This window comes from Micromonospora taraxaci, assembly GCF_007830095.1.
GTDB classification, from domain to species: Bacteria; Actinomycetota; Actinomycetes; order Mycobacteriales; family Micromonosporaceae; genus Micromonospora; species Micromonospora taraxaci.
Genome location: NZ_VIWZ01000001.1, coordinates 4,597,720 through 4,620,329, shown reverse-complemented (window position 1 = coordinate 4,620,329; position 22,610 = coordinate 4,597,720). Strand labels below are relative to the sequence as shown.

At 72.4% G+C, this 22,610-nt stretch carries 10 protein-coding genes; 7 read left to right on the top strand and 3 right to left on the bottom strand.

From position 1 onward, the window contains the following. Window positions 1–103 precede the first annotated feature (103 nt). A complete protein-coding gene (locus FHU34_RS20870) occupies window positions 104–3,298 on the top strand; it encodes an AfsR/SARP family transcriptional regulator (RefSeq protein WP_145783156.1) in 3,195 nt (1,064 codons plus the stop codon). Between the two features lie 104 nt (window positions 3,299–3,402). Here FHU34_RS20870 and FHU34_RS20865 read toward each other — a convergent pair whose 3' ends face one another. Next, window positions 3,403–3,588, bottom strand: coding sequence for a hypothetical protein (locus tag FHU34_RS20865; protein WP_145783154.1), 186 nt, complete (start codon window positions 3,586–3,588; stop codon window positions 3,403–3,405). Window positions 3,589–3,860: 272 nt separating this feature from the next. Here FHU34_RS20865 and FHU34_RS33400 point away from each other — a divergent pair, with 272 nt between their 5' ends. Genes FHU34_RS33400 through FHU34_RS20850 form a run of 3 tightly spaced genes read left to right on the top strand, consistent with a single transcriptional unit; the run spans window position 3,861 to window position 8,878 of the window. Then, window positions 3,861–4,199 (top strand): hydroxyisourate hydrolase, encoded by a 339-nt coding sequence (locus FHU34_RS33400; RefSeq protein WP_088990103.1) that lies wholly within the window; start codon window positions 3,861–3,863, stop codon window positions 4,197–4,199. Between the two features lie 58 nt (window positions 4,200–4,257). Continuing rightward, complete coding sequence (locus tag FHU34_RS20855; protein WP_145783151.1) at window positions 4,258–6,057, top strand: 2-isopropylmalate synthase; 1,800 nt, start codon at window positions 4,258–4,260, stop codon at window positions 6,055–6,057. A 46-nt stretch (window positions 6,058–6,103) separates the two neighbouring features. Further along, window positions 6,104–8,878, top strand: a complete 2,775-nt coding sequence (locus FHU34_RS20850) for a helix-turn-helix transcriptional regulator (protein ID WP_145783149.1) — start codon at window positions 6,104–6,106, stop codon at window positions 8,876–8,878. 88 nt (window positions 8,879–8,966) lie between these two features. Here FHU34_RS20850 and FHU34_RS20845 read toward each other — a convergent pair whose 3' ends face one another. Continuing rightward, window positions 8,967–9,824: a metallophosphoesterase family protein gene (locus tag FHU34_RS20845; RefSeq protein WP_145783147.1), complete on the bottom strand. Its 858-nt coding sequence runs from the start codon at window positions 9,822–9,824 to the stop codon at window positions 8,967–8,969. 213 nt (window positions 9,825–10,037) lie between these two features. Between FHU34_RS20845 and FHU34_RS20840 the strand changes: the two genes are divergently transcribed. Then, entirely contained in the window at window positions 10,038–11,006 is a 969-nt protein-coding gene (locus FHU34_RS20840; protein ID WP_145783145.1) for an ATP-binding cassette domain-containing protein, read from the top strand. A gap of 13 nt (window positions 11,007–11,019) precedes the next feature. Next, a complete protein-coding gene (locus FHU34_RS20835; protein WP_145783143.1) occupies window positions 11,020–11,772 on the top strand; it encodes an ABC transporter permease in 753 nt (250 codons plus the stop codon). 78 nt (window positions 11,773–11,850) lie between these two features. Here the strand turns inward: FHU34_RS20835 and FHU34_RS20830 are convergent, their stop codons facing one another. Then, window positions 11,851–12,225 carry a DUF5988 family protein gene (locus FHU34_RS20830; RefSeq protein ID WP_145783142.1) on the bottom strand — a complete coding sequence of 125 codons (375 nt, stop codon included), beginning with the start codon at window positions 12,223–12,225 and terminating at the stop codon, window positions 11,851–11,853. Between the two features lie 306 nt (window positions 12,226–12,531). Between FHU34_RS20830 and FHU34_RS20825 the strand changes: the two genes are divergently transcribed. Next, window positions 12,532–22,590: a type I polyketide synthase gene (locus FHU34_RS20825; protein ID WP_145783140.1), complete on the top strand. Its 10,059-nt coding sequence runs from the start codon at window positions 12,532–12,534 to the stop codon at window positions 22,588–22,590. The last annotated feature ends 20 nt before the right edge of the window (window positions 22,591–22,610 follow it).

Below are 22,610 nucleotides of genomic sequence, written 5' to 3'. Positions count from 1 at the left end.
TCCGGGCCGATCAGGCCACGGTCGAGAAGCTCGATCGGTAGCCGACCGGGGGGCCGGCACCGATCGACGACGGCAATGTCGCATCACCGCTGGGGAGGTGCGCGTGGAGGTACGGGTTCTGGGGCCGCTTGAGGTTCTGGTCGACGGCAGACGGCTGGACCTGGGTGGGCACCGCCAACAGATCGTGTTCGCCAGCCTCGCACTGGAGGCCAACCGGGTCGTCCCGGTGGGGCGCCTGATGGAGGCCATCTACGGCGACGACCTGCCCAGCACCTCTCGCGCCCAGGTGCAGATCTGCGTCTCGGCGCTCCGACGGCTGTTCAACACCCACGACTACCCGGACACCATCGTCACCCGCTCCCAGGGCTATCTGCTCCGGGTCACGGACGGTGCTCTGGACCTCGACCGGTTCGTCGGTTTCGTCGAGAGCGGCCGGCGGGCCCGTTCCGCGCAGAACGCCGACGAGGCGGTTCGACACATTCGCGCCGCCCTCGCCCTCTGGCGTGGCCGCGCTCTCTACGGGCTGGAGAGTCGGCTGGTCCAGTCGGCGGGCAACCGCCTCGACGAGCGGCGGATCAACCTCCACGAGGACTGCGTCGAACTCGAACTGGAACTCGGCCGGCACCGCGATCTCATCCCGGAACTCGCCGACCTGGTCGAACAGCATCCACTGCGGGAACGGCTCCGCGGGCAGCTGATGCTCGCCCTATACCGGTCCGGCCGCCAGGCCGAGGCTCTCGACGTCTACCGGCAGGCCCGCCGCACGATGATCGACGAGCTGGGTCTCGAACCGAACCAGTGGCTCCAACAGCTGGAACACGCGATCCTCACCTCGGACGAGGAACTCGCCGCACCGGTGTCACCCGCGCCGGCCCCGCCAGCGCCGACCGCCCCCGCGCCGCTGCCGCCGGTCCCACCGGCGCTCGTCGTCGCGCCGGTGGACGACCTCCCCCTCGGCGCGATCAGCCCGCCGGTGATCGTCGCTCCCACCGAACCAGTCATCCCGGTCACCGTGCCGTGCCTGCTCCCCACTGACATCGCCGACTTCACCGGCCGGTCCAAGCAGATCGACGTCATCGAGCAGCAACTGTTGATGGCGGCCGAGAGCCCCACGCAGTTCGCGGTGCCGATCGTGGTGGCCGCCGGCAAACCCGGCATCGGCAAGACCACCCTCGCCGTGCACGTGTCGCACCGCGCGGCGACCCGGTACCCGGACGGGCAGCTCTTCGCGGACATGCACGGCCGCAGCCCGCAGCGGGTCGGCCCGATGCAGGTGCTGGAACGCTTCCTGCGGACCCTCGGCGTCCCCGGCACCGCGATGCCCGAGGTGCTGGAGGAACGCGCCGAGCTCTACCGGGACCTGCTCTCCGACCGCCGGATGCTCATCGTGCTGGACAACGTGGCCGGTGAGAGCCAGGTGCTGCCCCTGCTGCCCGGCACCCCCCACTCGGCCGTCCTGGTCACCAGCCGCAGTCGGCTGGCCGGCCTGCCCGGCGCGATCCACCTCGACGTCGACGTCTTCGACGAGGAACATTCGCTCGAACTGCTGGCGCACGTCGCCGGACGGGAACGGATCGAGCAGGAGCCCGAAGCGGCCGCCCAGCTCGCCTTTCTGTGCGGGAACCTGCCCCTGGCCCTGCGGATCGCCGGCGCACGGCTCTCCGTACGGCAGCACTGGACCGTCGAGCATCTCGTCGAGCGGCTCGACAACGAGGCGCGGCGCCTGGACGAGCTGAAGCACAGCGGGATGGGCATCAGGGCGAGCATCTCGCTCACCTACGACAGCCTCACCGAGGAGGCCCGCCGGCTCTTCCGTCGGCTCGCCGTCCTCGACGTGCCGTCGTTCTCCGGCTGGGTCAGCGCCGCACTGCTCGACGAGCCGGTGATGGAGGCCCAGGATCTGCTGGACGACCTCGCCGAGGCGCAACTCGTGGAGAGCACGAGCATGGGTCCGGGGCAGGTCCCGCAGTACCGGTTCCACGACCTGATCCGGGTCTTCGCCCGGGAACGCCTCGCCGCCGAGGAGAGCGTCGCCGACCGCAACGCCGCGCTGTGCCGGGTGCTCGGTGCACTGCTGTTCCTCGCCGAGGCCGCCCACTGTGGTCTGCACGGGGGCCCCTACTTCATCCTCAGCAGCGACGCCCCCCGCTGGCCGTTGCCGCAACGACTGACCGAGCAGCTGGTCGCCCGTCCGCTGAGCTGGTTCGAACGGGAGCGGCACTCGCTCGTCGCCGGCGTCCGCCAGGCCGCGCAGGCCGGGTTCACCGACCTGTGCTGGACACTCGCCCACATCGCGGTGACCCTCTTCGAGCCACGCATCTACCTCAACGACTGGCGGGAGACCCACCGCATCGCGCTCGCGGCCAGCAAGACGGCGGGTGACAGGCGGGGGCAGGCGGCCATGCTCTACTCCAACGGCTCGCTGTTCCTCGCCGAGCAGAGGTTCGACGAGGCGCGCCGCGACCTGGAAGCGGCCGGGGTCATCTTCCAGGACCTCGACGACGAGCAGGGGCTGGCGCTGGTCACCCGGCAGATCGCGTTCGCCGACCGGATCCGAGGGGACCTGCCGGCCGCCGCCACCCGCTACGAGCACGCGTTGAACAGCTTCCGTCGCAGCGGCGACCTGGGCGCCGCGGCCTACGTCCTGCACAGTCTGGCGCAGGTGCACATGGAGAGCGGACATCCGCAGGACGCGTTGGCCATCCTGCCCGAGGCGCTGGTGATGAGCCGCAGCGCCCGCAGTCGCCGGGTGGAGGCGCAGGTGCTGCACCGCATGGGCGACACCTACCTGAACACCGGGGACCCGCTCGCGGCGGCCAGCGCCTTCGCCGAGGCGTTGGCGGTGGTGCAGGACATCGGCGACCCGGTCGGTGAGGCGTACGCGCTGCACGGGTTGGGCGTGGCGCACATGACCGCCGGTGATCTGACCGCCGCCGAGACAGCGTTGCAGAGCGCCCTGGGCCTGGCGAGCACGGCTGGGGAACGACTCATCGAGGCGCGGGTGTCGCTGGCGCTGGGCGAACTCGCCCTCGAACGCGGCAGTGCGACGCAGGCGGTGGTGCACCTGCACCGGGCACTGGGACTGTTCCGGGGCATCCGCGCGCCGAAGTTCGAGCAGCGGGTGCTGACCAAGCTGACGGAGGCGTACGTGGCGGCCGGGGGCCGGGAACATCCGGCGACTGTGGCGGCCGAACCGTTGCGTGACAACGTGGTTCCGCTGGTGCGTCAACCTCGGCAGCAACGGCCGGATCGCACGGGCAGCGGTTCCTCTGTGGTGCAGGGCATTCGTCAGGGTTGAAACTCGGGGTGCGGCCGGCCGGCTCGTCAGCCGTACCGGGCTCCCGGGACGTGTGCCCGGTGGCCGTTGATCAGATGGCCCGCCGGAGACCCACGTGGTGCCCGTCAGCCCCAGGGCTGGCTGGGGGAGGCGGTCGTGCTCGGGGTCGGGGTGGCCGCCGGCGCCGGGGTGCTACCGCTGGCGTCCTCGGCGTGTGCGGCGGTCGCTCCGAACAACCCGATGGTGACGGCGGCGGCGGCGAGAGCGATGGCGATGCGGGCCTTGACGGTGAGCGAGACGTTGGTGCGCATGGCGATGTTCCTCCAGGTGAGGGGGGATTCGTTCCGCCGTGTTCGGCGATGTCATAAACGTAGGAACGAGCCCCATCCCCCTGTTATCTGTTCGCCTGCCACCCCCTATCACCGCTATCGGATAGCGACCGATAGCCGGCGATAGAACGGCGAAGGCCATCCGATAGCCAACCGGCGCAGTCTTCTGCCCTAGGCCGGGGAATCCGGCAACCAACCGTCGCCGGCTCGCACCGCGGGTCACCGCGACGGGACCGACTGGCAGGTGACAACACATGAGTGTTTCGGCGCAAGCTTTGGACGGTGTGTTCGGCCGCCCCGCGGCGGGCATCCGGGCGCGATTGGAACGCGCTGACGACGGCGGCTGGAAGCCGGTCGCCGATGCGGAGTCCGACCCCGACGGCCACATCGACGACTGGGCGGCAGAGCTCCTGGAGAGGGGCCCCTACCGGATCGTCTTCGACAGCGACCACTACTTCTCCGGCCTCGGCGTCAGCGCCGCGTACCCGGAGATCGCTGTCACCTTCCGGGTCCAGGACGAGTCCGACACCTGTCAGGTCCAGGTGCTCCTCACTCCCTACTCGTACTCGATGTACTTCGGCACCCGCGGATGAGTCAGGTGGCGGCCGGGCCACGCGTGCCGGCTCCGTACAGCGAGGAAAGGAATCCATCGTGAACCCGAGTCGACGTTCCGCCGGCCGCTACCTGCCCTCCGCTCCGGTGAGCCTGCCGGACCGGAGGTGGCCGAGCCGTACGGTCACCACCGCGCCCCGGTGGCTCTCGACCGACCTGCGCGACGGCAACCAGTCGTTGGCCAACCCGATGAGCCCGGCCAGGAAACTGGCCATGTTCCGGTTGCTCGTGGAGATGGGCTACCAGGAGATCGAGGTCGGTTTTCCGGTCGCGAGCCAGGACGACCACGACTTCGTCCGGCTGTTGATCGAGGACGACCTGATCCCGGACGACGTGTGCATCACGGTGCTGACCCAGGCCCGCGACGAGCTGATCCGGCGCACAGTGGAGAGCCTGGCCGGCGCGCCGAGGGCACGCATCCACATCTACAACGCGACCTCACCGCTGTTCCGCCGGGTCGTCTTCGGCATGACGCGCGCCGAGTGCCTGGACCTCGCGGTCCAGGGGACGCGCCTGATGATGAAGTACGCGGACCGCACCCTGGCCGGCACCGACCTGCGCTACCAGTACTCGCCCGAGCTGTTCAACGACACCGAGCTGGAGTTCTCACTCGAGGTCTGCGAAGCGGTCATGGACGTGTGGCAGCCGGAGACGGACCGGCCGATCATCCTGAACTTCCCGACCACCGTCGAGCGGACCATGCCGAACGTGTTCGCCGACCAGATCGAGTGGCTGGACCGCAACCTGTCCCGCCGCGAGCACGTGTGCCTCTCGGTGCACCCGCACAACGACCGTGGCACCGGTGTCGCCTCCGCGGAGCTGGCGACCCTCGCCGGCGCACAGCGGATCGAAGGCTGCCTGTTTGGCAACGGCGAACGGGCCGGCAACGTCTGCCTGGTCACGCTCGGGCTGAACCTCTACACCCAGGGCATCGACCCAGGTGTCGACTTCTCCGACATCAACCGGATCCGGCGGACTGTCGAGTACTGCAACGAGCTGCCGGTGCACCCGCGCCACCCGTACGGCGGCGACCTGGCCTACACCGCGTTCTCCGGCTCGCACCAGGACGCCATCAAGAAGGGTTTCGACGAGCGTGCCCGGGCCGCGATGGCGATCGGCGCGTCCGTCGACGACCTGCCCTGGGAGGTGCCGTACCTGCCGCTCGACCCGGAGGACGTCGGGCGCACCTACGAGACCGTGGTCCGGATCAACAGCCAGTCCGGTAAGGGCGGCGTCGCGTACGTGCTGGCCAGCCGGCACGGCATGCTCCTGCCGCGCGACCTGCAACTGGAGTTCGCCGCCGTGGTGCAGGCGCAGGCCGACGCAGCCGGGGCGGAGATCTCACCGGCACGCATCGGGGAACTGTTCCTCCAGGAGTACGTCGTGCAGCGCCCCCTGTCGGTGCCGCTGCGCTTCCGCGACATGGTCGCCACCGAACTGCACGTCGGGGGCGGCGGCTTCACCATCGGCGCGGCCCGGGCCGACGCCGTCGAGCAGATCCGCGCCACGATGCTGTCCTGGGGAATCGACGTACGCGCCGTGCACCGCACCGGGGTCGGCGCGGTCAGCGAGCGCGACGACGTGGTCGTGTACGCCGAGTGTCGACTCGGCACCCGTACCGTCTGGGGCGTCGGCATCGACGCGGAGCCGGACACCGCTGCCTTCGCCGCCGTCCGCGCGGCGCTCAGCCGCGCGTTGCGCTCCGGCAACGCCCTGGAGACCGTCGGGGACCTCGACGCCCCCGTGATGCACCCCGCGCCACCCCGGCTGCGCCCGGTCCTGGCCGGCGCCGTCGGCCTCGACCTGGCTGGCACCGTCGGCCTCGACCGGGCCGGCTGAACACCATTCGAGGCCGTTCACCAATCCAGACCTGGGGGAAATCCACATGGGACTCGTTGAGAGAGACAAGGCGGTGACAGGCCTCGAGGGCCTGCTCACCGAGGCGGTCGCGGGCCGTGGCCGGGTGGCGATGATCACCGGTACCGTCGGCACCGGCAAGAGCGAACTTCTGCACACCCTGGCCGACCGGGCGGTCGACTTCGGTGCCCTGGCGGTCACCGCGAGCGGTGCCCACGCCGAGCGCACCCTGCCCCTGGCGCTGCTCAGCCAGCTCTTTCACGACGCGCCCCTGCAGGACCGCGAGCGTGAGCGGGCGATGAGCCTGCTGCACGAGGGCACCGTCGCGGCCCTGGCCGCCGACAACCGGGACGACAACGAGCACATCGACGTGCAGATCGTGCACGGGCTCTGCACCATCCTGCTGGAACTGGCCGAACGCTATCCACTGGCGTTGCTCGTCGACGACGTGCACCACGCCGACCGCGCCTCGGTGGTCTGCCTGGCGTACCTGGCCCGGCGCGCCCGGTTCGCGCCGGTCCTGGTCGCCTTCACCCAGACCGAGTTCGGGCGGAGCTCCGACCCGTCCTGGCAGGCGGAGCTGCTGCGCCCGGGGCACGGAAGCCGGATCAAGCTGGCACCGCTCACCGGCCTCGGCGTGCAGCAGTTCGCCGCCGAGACGGTCGGCGCGGAGGTCGCCGAACGGCTGGCCGGCCAGTGGTACCAGCTCACCGGCGGCAACCCTCTCCTGGTCGCCGGCCTGCTGGAGGACTACCAGGCTGCCACCGAGGAGACCGGCGCCGAGCCGGACGAGGTGGTGGTGGGGGAGCGGTACGCCCAGGCCGTCGTGTCCTGCCTGCGCCGTGGTGAACCGCAGATGCTGGAGGTCGCCCGCGGAGTGGCGGTGCTCGCCGACACCGAGGCGCTCGACCGGCTCCTGCGTACCGACGCCGGCGTGGTCGCGCAGGCCATGCGGGCGCTGACCACGGCCGGCATCTTCACCCTCGGTGGGTTCCGGCACCCGGTGGCCGCAACCGCCGTGCTCGCCGGTTTCGACCAGGACGAGCGGGCGGAGCTGCACCGGAGAGCGGCGGTGCTCGCCTACGACGGCGGCGCGTCGGCACGGGTGGTGGCCGAGCACCTGCTGGGCGCCAAGGAGGCCAGCGAGGCGTGGGGGGTGGCGGCGCTGGAGGACGCCGCCCGGCAGGCCCTGCGTGAGGGCCAGGTGGAGTCGGCCGTCAGCTACCTCAAGCTGGCCTGGCGGGCCTGCACCGACGAACGGCAGAAAATCAAGATCATGACCACTCTGGTACGCGCCGAGTGGCGGGTCAACCCCAGTACCTCCAGCAGCTACCTGCCCGAACTCGCCGGCGCACTGGACAAGGGCTTCCTCCAGGGCAGCGACGCGGTGATCCTGGCCAAGGCGCTGCTGTGGCACGGGCAGCTCGCCGAGGCGGAGGTGATCCTGGAGCACCTCGCCGCCACCGGAGTGGACCTCGACCCGGCCGCCGCCGGCGAACTGGCCATGACCCGGCCCTGGCTGCGCTGCTCGTTCACGCCGCTGGCCCAGCACTTCCGGCCGGCGCCGGTGACCGTCACCACGGTCTCGGCGAGCCGTCGCCTGGAGGCGGCCAACGCGCTGTCCACTGTGCTCAGCGCCACCCCGTCGGAGAACGTGGCAGTCGTCGTCGAACGCATCCTGCGCAGCTCCCGCCTCGACGAGATGAGCCTGGACACTGTGGAGAGCGCCCTGCTCACCCTCACCTACGGAGGGCACGCCGAACAGGCGGCGCCCTGGTGCGACCTGTTCATCGAGGAGGCGCACACCCGGCGCGCCCCCAGCCGGCAGGCCCGCCTCGCCGCGATCCGGGCCGAGGTCGCGCTCCGCCTCGGTGACCTGCCCGGCGCGGCCCGGCACGCCCGCCTGGCCCTGGAGATCATGCCGCCGAGCAGCTGGGGTGTGGGCGTCGGCGTGCCGCTGGCAAGCCTCGTCACGGCCTGCACCGCGATGGGTCGCTTCGACGAGGTGTCCGAGTGGCTGGACCAGCCGGTTCCGGAGACCATGTTCCAGACCCGGTACGGGCTGCACTACCTGCACGCCCGTGGTCGCTACAGCATGGCGACCGGCCACCTGCCGCTCGCGCTCCGGGACTTCCAGAAGTGCGGTGAGCTGATGACCACCTGGGAGCTGGACGCGCCGGGCCTGGTCGCCTGGCGCACCGACGCCGCCGAGACCCTGCTGCGGATGGGACGCCCCGACCAGGCCCGCCGACTCATCGAGGACCAGTTGGGGCGGTGCGGCAAGGACATGCCGCGTGTCCACGGCTCCGCGCTGCGCCTGCTCGCCGCGACCAGCCAGCTGCGGCACCGGCCGATGCTGCTGCGGCAGGCGGCCGACCTGTTGCAGTCCGGTGCCGACCGGTACGAGCACTCCCGGGTGCTCGTCGACCTGACCGAGGCGTACCACGCGCTCGGTGAGTCGCGGCGGGCGGGAATGATCGGCCGGCGGGCGCGGGCACTGGCGGAGGAGTGCGACGCGCAGCCTCTGCTCCGCCGGCTCTCGCGGGACATCGGCTGGGACGACAAGGAGACCGCCGCGGCGCAGCCCAGCGTCACCGGCAGTGCCGCGATGCTCAGCGACGCCGAACGGCGGGTGGCCGCCCTGGCCGCGATCGGCTACACCAACCGGGAGATCTCCGACAAGCTCTACATCACCGTGAGCACCGTGGAGCAGCACCTGACACGCATCTACCGCAAGCTCGGCGTGGTGGGGCGTACCGACCTGCCGGCGCACCTCGAACTCGACCTGTCCGCGACCGTCTGACCCCACACACCAGGGCCCCGCAGCGCGTCACCGCGCGTGCGGGGCCCCGGTGTGTGTGCTGTGCGGGAGTGATCGTCGCGCCGCGAGGTCAGGACGGATCGGGTGCGGGAAGGATGACCCGGAGTGGGTCACCGTGCCGGCCGTACAGGTCCTGTTCGCGGGGGTAGCCGAGGGAGACCTCCTCGAAACGGACGCCGTCCTCCACTGTCGTCCGCGGGATGTGCAGATGGCCGTAGACCACCACTGCCGCCCGGTGGTCCAGGTGCCACGTCGCCGTGCCGGTGGTGCCGCACCACTGGGCGAACTGCGGGTAGCGCAGCACCCACGTCGGCTCCCGGGTCAGCGGGAAGTGGTTGACCAGCACCGTCGGCATCGCCGGGTCGCACTGGGCGAGACGCCGCTCGGTCTCCCGCAGCCGGGACCGGCACCAGTCGTCCGCTCCCGGGTAGGGGTCCGTGTGCAGCAGGAACTCGTCGGTGCAGACGATCCCGGCCGACTCGGCCCAGTGCCGCGCCTGCTCCTTGGTGGTCCCCGGCGGACGGAACGTGTAGTCGTAGAGCACGAACAGCGGCACCACGACCACCGGGCCGCCGGCGCCACGCCACACCGGGAAGTCGTCCTCGGGCGTGACGACGCCCAGATCACGGCACATCCGTACGAGGTCGCGGTAGCGCTGCTCGCCGCGAAGCTGCACCGGGTCGTCGGCGGGCGTCCACAGCTCGTGGTTGCCCGGCACCCAGACCACCTTCGCGAAGCGCCCGGCGAGCAGTGTCAACGCCCACTCGACGTCGGCCATCTTCTCGCCGACGTCGCCGGCGACGATCAGCCAGTCGTCGGCGTGGCCGGGGCGCAGCCCGAGCACTGTCTCCCGGTTGCGGGCATAGCCGACGTGCAGATCACTGATCGCCAACAACCTGCCGTGCGGAACCGTACCGGGAGCACTCACAACGCCGATCGTAGGCGCGCACCGGCACCGGCCGGAACGCTCGCGGACCGGTTCTCGGGCACTCTGAGCTGGGCTACGGGCGCTAGGGGGCCCGCTAAGGGTTGTCCGCGCACAGGCCGCTCTCGATGCTGGTTGCGATAGGCGAATGCCGGTACCAGCGCCGTTTCGAGGATTTCCGCCGACGGTGGGATCCCTGTCGAGAGGAGACCACCGATGATCAAGGCGCGGGGTCTGACCAAGACGTTCCAGATCAACAAGTTCACCGTCGAGGCCGTGCGCGGCATCGACCTCGACGTCTCGTCCGGCGAGATGGTCGGCTTCCTCGGCCCCAACGGGGCGGGCAAGTCCACCACGTTGCGGATGCTGACCACGTTGCTGCGGCCCACTTCCGGCGAGGCCAACATCGGCGGCTGCGACCTGCTCAGCGATCCCGCCGGAGTCCGCAGGTTGATCGGCTACGTCGGCCAGAACTCCTCGGCCGGCGTCGAGTACAAGGTCCGCGAGGAGCTGGTCACCCACGCCCGGTTGCAGGGCCTGTCCGCCTCGGCCGCCCGTACCCGGGTTGGCGAGATGCTGGAGCAGTACGACCTGGCCGGCCTGGAGGACCGTATGATCGGCGCCCTCTCCGGCGGCCAGAAGCGGCGCATCGACATCGTGATGGGGGTGCTGCACCGGCCGCCGGTGGTCTTCTTCGACGAGCCGTCCACCGGACTGGACCCGCAGAGCCGCAGCAACCTGTGGAACCACATCCGCAACCTGCGCCGTGAGCACGAGACGACGGTCTTCCTCACCACCCACTACCTGGACGAGGCCGACAGCCTCTGCGACCGGATCCTCGTCATCGACGGTGGACGGATCGTCGCCGAGGGCACCGCCGACGAGCTCAAGGCCCAGGTCAACGGGGACCTGGTGACCCTGGAGACCTCCGCGCCCGCGCAGACCGCCACCGCCGCCGAACGCCTCGACGGCGCGAAGGAGGTCACCGTCGACGGCACGACAGTGCGGTTCCGCATCGCCCGCGGCGACAGCGTCCTGCCCGGCCTGCTGCGCGAACTCGACCGCAACGACGTCGACGTGTTCTCGGTGCGGACCAGCCGGCCGACACTCGACGACGTCTTCCTGACCGTCACCGGGCGCAGCCTGCGCGACAGCGAGACCGCCCCGGCGTTCCCGGGCCTGTGAAGTGAGGATCCCCATGTCGTTCCTGCGAGACACCTGGTTGACGTTCGACCGGGCGGTCCGTCCCGCCCTCCGTAGCCCCGGCACACTGATCGTCGGTGTCGCCGTGCCCCTGGTCTACCTGGTCCTGTTCGGGCCGTTACTCAGCGACACCACCGACGAGAGTGGCCTCAGCTCCTGGCAGTGGTTCGTCCCCGGCATGCTCATCCAGCTCGCCCTGTTCATCACCGCCAACGCCGGCTTCTCGCTGATCCCGGACACCCGCTCCGGCGTGCTGGAGCGGATGCAGGTCACCCCGCTCAGCCGGGTCGCCCTGCTCACCGGCCGGGTCCTCAAGGACGTGGTGCTCCTGCTCGTCCAGGCGGTCCTGATGATCGGTCTGGCGCTGATCCTCGGCTTCCGGGCCGGCGTACTGCCGATCCTGGCCGGGCTGGTCCTGCTCGCCATCACCGCGATCGCTGTCGGCTTCACCTCCTACGGCCTGGCGCTCAAGCTCAAGCACGAGTTCGCGCTGGCCCCGGTGGTCAGCGGCATCGTCGTGCCGCTGATGCTGCTGTCCGGTGTGCTGCTGCCGATGGACCGCGCCCCGGACTGGCTGTACTACCTGTCGCGGCTCAACCCGCTCAGCTACGTCGTCGAGGCCGAGCGGGAGCTGATCAGCGGTAACTACGACCAGCAGATCGTGCTGATCGGCGTGGCGGTCGCGATCGGCCTCCTGATCCTCAGCACCACCTGGTCCCTGCGGCTGCTGCGCCGCCAGCTCGCCTGACCCCGTACGCACCGACGCCGCCGGCCTCGGCGCCATGGCCCCCCGCAGGGGCCGTGGCACCGAGGCCGGCGGCGTGTGTCAGAAGGCCATCGAGGTACGCATCGACCAGACGAACACGTCGCCGAGTTCCGCGTCGCGCTCGAAGTGCTCGTACCCGTCCAGGTAGCAGATCTTCAGCTTCTCGTTCGCCGCCAGCGTCTTGCTGACGACGAGGCTGCGCGGGATGGCGGTGGGTCCACCGACGAGCATCACCTGCACCACGGAGGTGAGCTGCTCGGCGGTCACCACGGTCCGGGACTGGAACGCCGCCTTCTCGAAATCCAGCGGCGGGTTGGTCGCCGGGTTCGCGGCGTCGTGGCTGAAGTAGTGCTGACCCAGGAACCTGCTCAGATCGGCCGGCGGGCCGAACGGGTCAGTAGGAGCATCGATCGGCGTCAACAGCGTTGTGGTCATTGTTCTGCCTTCCCGAAGAGTCACCCGGTCCTTCCGGCGGAGCCCCGGGTCGGCGCTTCCTCGCTGCCATCCCGCTCTGCTCCGTGCTTTGTGTATTGAGAATGACCTGGACGGCACCCCCGTAGATATCCCCTACCTACCCCTATCGGCTGGCCGGTATCGGGGTGCCGTCGGGGCGCGCGAGGGTCCGCCGCGACCCCGCAGGGGTTGTTGGCCCACCAGGGCGACCATAGCGTCCTGATTGCGGATCGTCGTATTCCGGCCCAGCTCATTCGGGGTCGCTCTGCCTTGAAGAGGTGGCATCGTATGGCAAGCGAAGAAACGCTCCGGGACTATCTGAAATGGGTCACGACCGACCTGCACAAGGCGCGTCAACGCATTCGGGAACTGGAATCGGCCGGGTCCGAGCCAATCGCCCTGATCGGAATGGCCTGCCGCTATCCCGGCGGTGTGCACAGCCCCGAGGACCTCTGGCAGCTGGTCGCCGAGGGGCGCGACGGCATCGGCGCGTTCCCCACCGACCGGGGCTGGGATCTCGACGGGCTCTACCACCCCGACCCCGACAACCCGGGCACCTGCTACACCCGCGACGGCGGTTTCCTGCCCGACCTGGCCGCCTTCGACGCCGAGTTCTTCGGGGTCAGCCCGCGTGAGGCGATGGCCATGGACCCGCAGCAGCGGCTGCTGTTGGAGACCGCCTGGGAGGCCACCGAACGGGCCGGTATCGACCCGCACCAGCTGCGCGGCACCCGCACCGGCATCTTCGCCGGCACCCCGAGCACCCAGGACTACGTCTCACTCCTCCAGCAGAACCCACCCGAGGGCAGCGAGGGCTACTTCCTCACCGGCACCGCGCCCAGCGTGATCTCCGGCCGGGTCGCGTACCTGCTCGGCCTGGAGGGCCCGGCCGTCACCCTGGACACGGCCTGCTCGTCGTCGCTGGTCGCGCTACACCTCGCCGGTCAGGCACTGCGCCTGGGCGAGTGCGACCTGGCCCTGGCCGGCGGTGCCACGATCCTCGCCTCGCCGACCGCGTTCATCGGCTTCAGCCGCCAACGTGGCCTCGCACCGGACGGGCGGTGCAAGTCGTTCGCCGCCGCCGCGGACGGCACCGGCTGGTCCGAGGGCGTCGGCCTGCTCATGCTGGAACGGCTCGGCGACGCCCAGCGCAACGGCCACCCCGTCCTCGCGGTGCTGCGCGGCTCCGCCGTCAACCAGGACGGCGCCTCCAACGGGCTCACCGCCCCCAACGGCCCCGCCCAGCAGCGCGTCGTGCTGCAAGCCCTGGCCAACGGTGGGCTGACCACCGCCGACGTGGACGCCGTGGAGGCGCACGGCACCGGCACCGTCCTCGGCGACCCGATCGAGGCCCAGGCGCTGATCGCCACCTACGGTCAGGACCGGCCCGAGGACCGTCCGCTGTGGCTCGGCTCCCTCAAGTCCAACCTCGGGCACTCGCAGGGCGCCGCGGGCGTCGGCGGTGTGATCAAGATGGTCGAGGCGCTGCGCCACGAGACGCTGCCCCGGACCCTGCACGTCGACGAGCCCAGCCCGCACGTCGACTGGTCCGCCGGCACCGTACGCCTGCTCACCGAGGAGCGTCAGTGGCCGGCCGGGGACCGGCCGCGCCGCGCCGGGGTGTCGTCGTTCGGCATGTCCGGCACCAACGCCCACGTCATCCTGGAGGAGGCGCCGGCCGCCGAGCCGGCCGAGCCGGTCATCCCGGCCTCCGGGGAGCTTCCCTGGCTGATCTCCGCCGGCACCGCCGACGCACTACGCGACCAGGCGTCACGGCTGGCCGCCCACCTCGGCGGCCCCGGCGTCGCGACCGCACCGGAGGACGTCGCGCACACCCTGCGTACCGCCCGCTCGACGCTCTCCCACCGCGCGGTCGTCCTCGGCCCGCAGCACCGCGACGGCCTGGCCGCCCTCGCCGGCGGCGGCACCGACGCCGACGTCGTCACCGGCACCGCCGTCGCGGACGCCGAGGTGGTCTTCGTCTTCCCGGGCCAGGGCTCCCAGTGGAGCGGCATGGCCGCCGAGCTGCTCGACACCGCACCGGCCTTCGCCGACCGGATCACCGCCTGCGCCACCGCCCTGCACCCGCACGTCGACTGGAACCTGCTCGACGTGCTCCGCTCCGACGACCCGGGCCTGCTGGACCGGGTCGACGTGGTCCAGCCGGCGCTCTGGGCCGTGATGGTCTCCCTGGCCGAACTCTGGCGCGACCACGGCGTCACCCCAGCGGCCGTGATCGGCCACTCGCAGGGCGAGATCGCCGCCGCGGTCGTGGCCGGCGCACTGTCCCTCGACGACGGCGCGAAGGTCGTCGCCCTGCGCAGCCGGGCCCTGCTCCGACTCGCCGGCACCGGCGGCATGGTCTCGGTCACCGCCCCGCTGAGCACCGTCGAGGACCTGCTGGCCGACGGCCTGACGATCGCCGCCGTGAACGGACCGTCCGCCGTCGTGGTCGCCGGACCGGCCGACGCCGTGGAAGCCTTCCTGATCCGGTGCGAGAACGCCGGCGTCCGGGCCCGGCGGGTCGCTGTCGACTACGCCTCGCACTGCGCCGCCGTGGAGCCGGTCGAGGCCGACCTGACCACCGCGCTGGCCGGCATCACCCCAGGCCCGGCGTCGGTGCCCTTCCTGTCCACGGTCACCGGCAGCGCCGCCGACGGCGGCACACTCGACGCCGCCTACTGGTACGCCAACCTGCGCAACCCGGTCCGCCTCGACGAGGCCGTCGCCGCCGCGGCCACCGCCGGCAACCGGCTCTTCCTCGAGATCAGCCCGCACCCGGTGCTGACCGCCGGGATCAGCGACACGGTCACCACCCCGGTTCTGCACACGCTCCGACGCGGCGAGGGCGACCAGCGGCGCATCGTCCGCGCGCTCGCCGAGGCGCACGTCGCCGGGGCCACCGTCGACTGGTCCACTGTGCTGCCCGAAGCCCACCGCGTCGACCTGCCCACCTACGCGTTCCAGCGGCGTCGGTTCTGGCCGGAACCGGCACCCGAGCGAATCGCCGCCGACCCGGTCGACGCCGAGTTCTGGGCGGCCGTCGAGGGCGGCGACCTGACCGGTCTCGGCATGGGACACCTCAACGACGCCGTGGCGCACCTCGGCGAATGGCGCCGGGAACGCCGCGAACACCGGGCCCTGGACACCTGGCGCTACCGGGTGACCTGGCGTCCGCGCACCGACCTGCCGGAGCCGCGACTCGACGGAGACTGGCTGCTGCTCGTACCGGAGGGCACCGACCAGGACCTGGTCGCGACCAGCACCGACCAGGACCTGGTCGCGACGATCACCGACCGGATGACCCGGGCCGGCGCGACGGTCACCGTCACCCCCGAGGCAGAGCTCGGCGCGGCGCTGGACGGCCCCGCCCCGGCCGGCGTGCTGTCCCTGCTCGCCCTCGACGAACGGCCCACCGACCAGCACCGGGCCCTCACCCGGGGCGCCGCCGCCACCACCGACCTGCTCGCGGCCCTGCGCGACACCCACCCGCAGACCCCGGTCTGGGCCGCCACCCGTGGCGCGGTCTCGACCGGCCCGGCCGATCCGGTACGCCGAGTGCCGCAGTCATTCGTCTGGGGACTCGGCCGGGTCGCGGCCCTGGAACAGTCCGCCTCCTGGGGCGGTCTCGTGGACCTGCCGGACACCCTCGACGAGCGCACCGCCGACCGGCTCTGCGCCGTCCTGACCGGCATCTCCGTCGGCGACGGCGTCGAGGACCAGGTAGCGGTACGCCCCTCCGGTGTCCTCGCCCGCCGGTTGACCCGCGCCGCCGCCGGCACCGCGCCGACCTGGCAGCCGTCCGGCACCGTCCTGGTCACCGGTGGCACCGGCGGCATCGGCACCGAACTCGCCCGGTGGCTCGCCCGCAACGGGGCCGACCACCTCGTCCTCACCAGCCGGCGCGGGGCCGCCGCGCCCGGCGCCGCCGAACTGACCGAGGAACTCACCGCGACCGGTGTACGCGTCACCGTCGCCGCCTGCGACGTCGCCGACCTCGACGCGATCACCGCACTGGTACGGCAGTGCGCCGACGCCGGTGACCCGATCCGCGCGGTCATCCACACCGCAGGCGTCGCCCAGCACACGCCGATCGCCGACGTCACAATCGACGAGTTCGCCCACGTGCTGGACGCCAAGGTCACCGGCGCGGAGAACCTGGACCGGCTCTTCGGCGAGCCCGACGACCTGGACGCGTTCGTGTTGTTCTCCTCGGTCGCCGGCACCTGGGGCAGCGGCGGGCAGATCGCGTACGCGGCCGGCAACGCCTACCTGGACGCGCTCGCCGAGGCTCGCCGGGCCCGCGGCTGCGCCGCGACCGCGGTGTCCTGGGGCGCGTGGGGCGGCGGCGGTATGGCCACCAAACAGGAGACCGCCGACCACCTGCTGCGCCGTGGCCTGCCGCCGATGCCGCCCGAGCAGACCACCGTCGCCCTGGCCCAGGCGGTCGCGCTCGGCGAGGCCACCGTCACGGTCGCCGACGTGCGCTGGGACCGTTTCGCCCCGTCGTTCACCGTCGGACGGCCCAGCGCCCTGCTCGCCGACCTGGACGACGCCCGCACCGCACTGACCAACGCGGCCCCCGACGACGACAGCCAGGCTGCCGGGCTGCGTGAACAACTCGCCGGCATGACTCCCGGCGAACGGGACACCTTCCTGGTCGACCTGGTCCGCGCCGAGGCCGCCGCGGTCCTCGGGCACGCCGACGCCTCCGCCGTCACCCCGGACCGGGCGTTGCGCGACCTCGGCTTCGACTCCCTGTCGGCCGTCGAGTTCCGCAACCGGCTCTGCGCCGCGACCGGCCTGCGGCTGCCGACCACCCTCGCCTTCGACCACCCGAACGCCCACGCCATCGCCAGGATGCTGCGCGACGAGGTGGCCGGCACGGCACCGGCCCCGTCGGCGAGCCCCGCCACGGTCACCGCCGGCACCGACGAACCGGTCGCCATCGTCGCGATGAGTTGCCGCCTGCCCGGCGGCGTGCGTACCCCCGACGACCTGTGGCAGCTGGTCCTCGACGGTCGTGACGCGATCGGCGACTTCCCGGCCGACCGCGGCTGGGACGTCGACGCCCTCTACCACCCCGACCCCGACCACCCGGGCACCAGCTACACCCGCTCCGGCGGTTTCCTGCACGACGCCGCCGAGTTCGACGCCGCGTTCTTCGGCATCTCCCCACGCGAGGCGCTCGCCACCGACCCCCAGCAGCGGCTCCTGTTGGAGACCGCCTGGGAGGGCTTCGAACGGGCCGGCATCGACCCGCACGCGCTGCGCGGCAGCCGGACCGGCGTGTTCGTCGGCGCGTCCAGCCAGGGCTACGGCGCCGGCGTCCAGAACGCCCCCGAGGGCACCGAGGGCTACCTGCTCACCGGCACCGCCACAGCTGTCATCTCCGGCCGCATCTCGTACGCCCTCGGCCTCGAAGGTCCGGCGCTGACCGTCGACACCGCCTGCTCGTCGTCGCTCGTCGCGCTGCACCTGGCCGCCCAGTCGCTGCGCCGGGGCGAATGCGACCTCGCCCTGGCCGGCGGTGTCGCGGTGATCGGCAACCCGATGGTCTTCATCGAGTTCAGCCGGCAACGAGGCCTCGCCGCCGACGGCCGGTGCAAGGCCTTCGGCGCCGACGCCGACGGCACCGGCTGGGCCGAGGGGGTCAGCGTCCTGGTCGTCGAGCGGCTCCGCGACGCCGAGGCCAACGGTCACCAGGTCCTCGCCGTGATCCGGGGCAGCGCCGTCAACCAGGACGGCGCCTCCAACGGCCTGTCCGCCCCGAGCGGCCCCGCCCAGCAACGGGTCATCCGGGCCGCCCTCGCCGACGCCGGACTCACCCCGGCCGACGTCGACGTGGTCGAGGCGCACGGCACCGGCACCGTCCTCGGCGACCCGATCGAGGCGCAGGCGGTCATCGCCGCCTACGGCGCCGGCCGCGACGGGACCGACCCGTTGTGGCTGGGCTCGCTGAAATCCAACATCGGCCACACCCAGGCCGCGTCGGGTGTCAGCGGAGTCATCAAGACCGTCCTCGCGCTCCAGGCCGGAGTGCTGCCCCGCACCCTGCACGCCGACGAGCCGTCACCGCACGTCGACTGGTCCGCCGGCACGGTCCAACTGCTCACCGAACCCCGCGACTGGCCGGACACCGGCCGTCCCCGGCGGGGCGCCGTCTCGTCGTTCGGCGTGAGCGGCACCAACGCCCACGTCATCCTGGAACAACCGACCGCCCCGGCGCCGGTGCCGCCGACCGGCGGTGGGCAGCTCCCCGCCGTACCCGTGGTGGTCTCCGCAACGACCGCACCCGCCCTGCGGGCGCAGGCGGCGGCCCTGCTCGACCACCTCAGCGAGGATCCCGCCGCCCGCCTCACCGACCTCGGCTGGTCCCTCGCCACGACCCGGGCGGCCCTCGAACACCGCGCGGCGATCGTCGCGACCGACCTCGACGAGGTACGCCGGAGCCTCACCGCCCTGCGCGACGACACCACGGTTCCCGCCCTCACCACCGACGTCACCGCCGACGGGCGCATCGCGGTGCTCTTCACCGGGCAGGGCAGCCAGCGGGCCGGGATGGGCCGGGAGCTGTACGACGCCTACCCCGCCTACGCCGACGCGTTCGACGCGGTCTGCGCCCACCTGGACACCCACCTCGACCGGCCGATCCGCGACCTCGTCCTCGACCCGGCACACGCCGACCTGCTGAACCGCACCGAGTACACCCAACCGGCGCTCTTCGCCGTCGAGGTGGCCCTGTTCCGGCTCTTCGCGCACTGGGGCATCGTCCCGGACTACCTCGCCGGGCACTCGATCGGCGAGCTGAGCGCCGCCCACGTGGCCGGCGTCCTCGACCTGGCCGACGCGGCCGCCCTGGTGGCGGCCCGTGGCCGGCTCATGCAGGCGCTGCCCGACGGCGGTGCGATGGCCGCCGTCCAGGCCGACGAGGCGGAGGTGCTCGCCTCGCTCGACGGGGTGGACGGCCGGATCACCGTCGCCGCGGTCAACGGACCGTCCTCCACTGTGGTCTCGGGAGACGAGTCCTCGGTCGAGCAGGTCGTCGCGTACTGGCGCGACGCCGGGCGGCGGACCAGGCGACTCCAGGTCAGCCACGCCTTCCACTCACCGCACCTGGACCCGATGCTCGGCGAGTTCCGGCGGGCCGCGACCGCGGTGACCTACCGGCCGCCGCAGATCCCGATCGTCTCCACCCTGACCGGCCACCTCGCGACCACTGCCGAGCTCACCTCGCCGGACTACTGGGTACGGCACGCCCGGGACACCGTCCGCTTCGCCGACGCCGTCCTCGAACTCCACCGGCACCAGGTCCGTACGCTGCTCGAACTCGGCCCGGACCCGGTGCTCGCCGCCATGGCCGAGGAGACCCTCGCCGACCAGCCCGGCCGCGCGGCGATCGCCGTGGCCGCCCTGCGCGGCGGGCACCCGGAACCGCTCACCGTCCTCACCGCGCTCGCCCGGCTGCAGACCCGGGGCGCCGACCCCGACTGGGCCGCGGTCTACGCGGGCTCCGACGCCCGCCGCACCCCGCTACCCACGTACGCCTTCCAGCACCAGCCCTACTGGCTGCACTCGGACCCGGCCGACGTCGCGTCCAGCAACACCGGCCACCCGCTGCTGCACACCGCCACGACGCTCGCCGACACCGGTGAGGTGCTGTTCACCGGCCGTCTGGCCACCGCCCGGCAACCCTGGCTCACCGACCACACAGTGCTCGGCACCGCGATCCTGCCCGGCACCGCGTTCGTCGAGATGGCCGCGCACGCCGCCGACCACGTCGGCTGCGGCCAGGTCGAGGAACTCACACTGGAAGCACCACTCGTCGTCCCGGACGGCGTCGGGACCCGGTTGCAGGTACGCGTCGGCCCGGCCGACGCCGACGGTCGCCGTGCCCTCAGCGTGCACTCCCGTCCGGACCGCGACGACGACAGCCCGTGGACCCGACACGCCGCCGGCACCGCCTCCGCGACGCCGGTCACCGAACCAGACCCGGACGAGACCTGGCCGCCCGCCGACGCCACCCCGATCGACGTCGACTTCCTCTACGAGTTCCTGCCCCAGCTCGGATACGGGTACGGCCCGGCCTTCCAGGGCCTGCGCGCGGCCTGGCAACGCGGCGAGGAGACCTACGCCGAGGTCGCCCTGGCCGAGCCGACCGCCACCGAAGCCGCCCACTACGGCGTGCACCCGGCGCTGCTCGACGCCGCCACCCACGCCATGGGCCTCGCCACGGCAGCCGAGGCGCAGCAGGGACTGAGCCCCACCCAGAGCCGGATGCCGTTCTCCTGGACCGGCATCAGCGTGCACGCCACCGGCGCCGCCGCAGCCCGGGTACGGATCACGCCCAACGGCGACGACGGGGTCCGCATCGACCTCGCCGACCAGACCGGACAACCGGTCGCCACGGTCGGCAAGTTGGTGCTGCGCCCGGTCTCGGTCACCCAGCTGCGGCAGCCGGCCGACGAGGCCCCACTGTTCACCGTCGACTGGACGTCCGTCGAGCCGCAGATCGCCCCCACCGGTGGCCGGTACGCCGTCATCGGCGCACCCGACTCGTTCGTGGCCGACGCGGCCGCCGCCGTGGGATCCCTCGTGGACGACTACCCGGACCTGGACGCGCTGGCCGCCTCGGGAGCCGTACCCGAGCTGGTCTTCGCTCCGGCCCGGCCCGGCGGGGACGTGCCCGGCCCGGCGGTCGACGCCTGGCTGGCCCTCGCCCAACGCTGGCTCGCCGACCCGGACTTCGCCGGGGCCCGCCTGGTCCTGCTCAGCCGCGGCGCTGTCGAACCGGACCCCGCCACCGACGCCCCCGACCTGGCGCACGCCGCCGCCTGGGGCCTGATCCGCTCCGCGCAGTCCGAGGACCCGGACCGGATCGTGCTCGCCGACGTGGACGACTCGCCGCTCTCCGCGGCCAGCCTGCCCGGTGTCCTCGCCAGCGGCGAACCGCAACTGGCGGTCCGCGACGGCCGCGCCTACGCGCCCCGACTCGCCCGGGCCGCCGCCGCGCCGACCGGCCTGGACCTCGACCCGCACGGCACGGTCCTGGTCACCGGAGGCACCGGCGCCCTCGGCGGGCTGCTGGCCCGACACCTGGTCACCACCCACGGGGTACGACACCTGTTGCTGACCAGTCGCCGGGGACCGGACGCGCCCGGCGTCGAGGACCTGACCGCGCAGCTCACCGAACTCGGCGCGAGCGTCACAGTGGCGGCCTGCGACGCCGCCGACGCCGACCAGCTCGCCCACACCCTCACCGCCGTCCCCGCCGAACACCCGCTCACCGCAGTGGTGCACGCCGCCGGCATCGTCGACGACGGTGTCCTCGCCTCACTGACCCCGCAGCGGGTCGCCGCGGTCCTGGCCGCCAAGGCCGACGCCGCAGGCAACCTGCACCAGCTCACCAAGGACCGGAACCTGACCGCGTTCGTCCTGTTCTCCTCCTCGGCCGGCAGCTTCGGCGGCCCCGGGCAGGGCAACTACGCCGCGGCCAACGCCTACCTCGACGCGCTCGCCCGGCACCGCCGCCACCACGGCCTCGCCGCGATCTCCCTGGCCTGGGGGCCGTGGGCGGTCGGCGGCGGAATGGCCGGACAGCTCAGCGACGCCGACATCAGCCGGATGACCAGCTTCGGCATCACCCCGTTCACCGCCGAGACCGGGCTGGCCGCATTCGATGCGGCGGTGGGCGTCGACAACCCCGTCGTCCTGCCGATCGGACTGCGGCCGGCTGCCGTCGCCGGCAACGGCCCGGTGCCGCCGCTGCTGCGCGGCCTGGTCCGTCGCCCCGCCCGGAGGGTCGCCGAGAACACCACCGACGGCGGCGACCCGGCCGAGGCGCTCAAGCGGCGACTCGTCGCCACGGCACCCACCGACCGGCCGCGGATCCTGCTGGAGATGGTGCAGGCCCAGGTCGCGGCCGTCCTCGGCCACGCCTCCGCCGACGCCATCCAGCCCGACCGGGGTCTCGTCGAGTGCGGCCTCGACTCGCTCGCCGCCGTCGACCTGCGCAACCGGCTCGCCGCCGCCACCGGTCTACGGCTGCCCGCCACGATCGTCTTCGACCAGCCGACGCCCGGGGCGCTGGCCCGCTACCTCCAGGACGAACTGCTCGACGAACGGGCCTCGTCCGCCCTGTCGGTGCTCGGCGAACTGGACCGCCTCGAAGCGGGCCTGGCCGCCGTCAGCGCCGACGACCCGGACCGGGCCAAGGTCGCCGGCCGGCTCCGCAGCCTGCTCGACACCTGGACCGGCGCGAACCCGGCACACGACAGCAGCACCCTGCACGGCGCCACCGCCGAGGAGTTGTTCGACCTCCTCGACGACGAACTCGGCATTGCCTGACCGCATGGAACACCGACGGG

Bases quoted from the DNA above. Each gene is read 5' to 3' on its own strand.
- FHU34_RS20830 (WP_145783142.1), bottom strand. From the start codon at position 12,225: ATGACCACAACGCTGTTGACGCCGATCGATGCTCCTACTGACCCGTTC.
- FHU34_RS20865 (WP_145783154.1), bottom strand. From the start codon at position 3,588: ATGCGCACCAACGTCTCGCTCACCGTCAAGGCCCGCATCGCCATCGCT.
- FHU34_RS20850 (WP_145783149.1), top strand. From the start codon at position 6,104: ATGGGACTCGTTGAGAGAGACAAGGCGGTGACAGGCCTCGAGGGCCTG.
- FHU34_RS20835 (WP_145783143.1), top strand. From the start codon at position 11,020: ATGTCGTTCCTGCGAGACACCTGGTTGACGTTCGACCGGGCGGTCCGT.
- FHU34_RS20825 (WP_145783140.1), top strand. From the start codon at position 12,532: ATGGCAAGCGAAGAAACGCTCCGGGACTATCTGAAATGGGTCACGACC.
- FHU34_RS33400 (WP_088990103.1), top strand. From the start codon at position 3,861: ATGAGTGTTTCGGCGCAAGCTTTGGACGGTGTGTTCGGCCGCCCCGCG.
- FHU34_RS20840 (WP_145783145.1), top strand. From the start codon at position 10,038: ATGATCAAGGCGCGGGGTCTGACCAAGACGTTCCAGATCAACAAGTTC.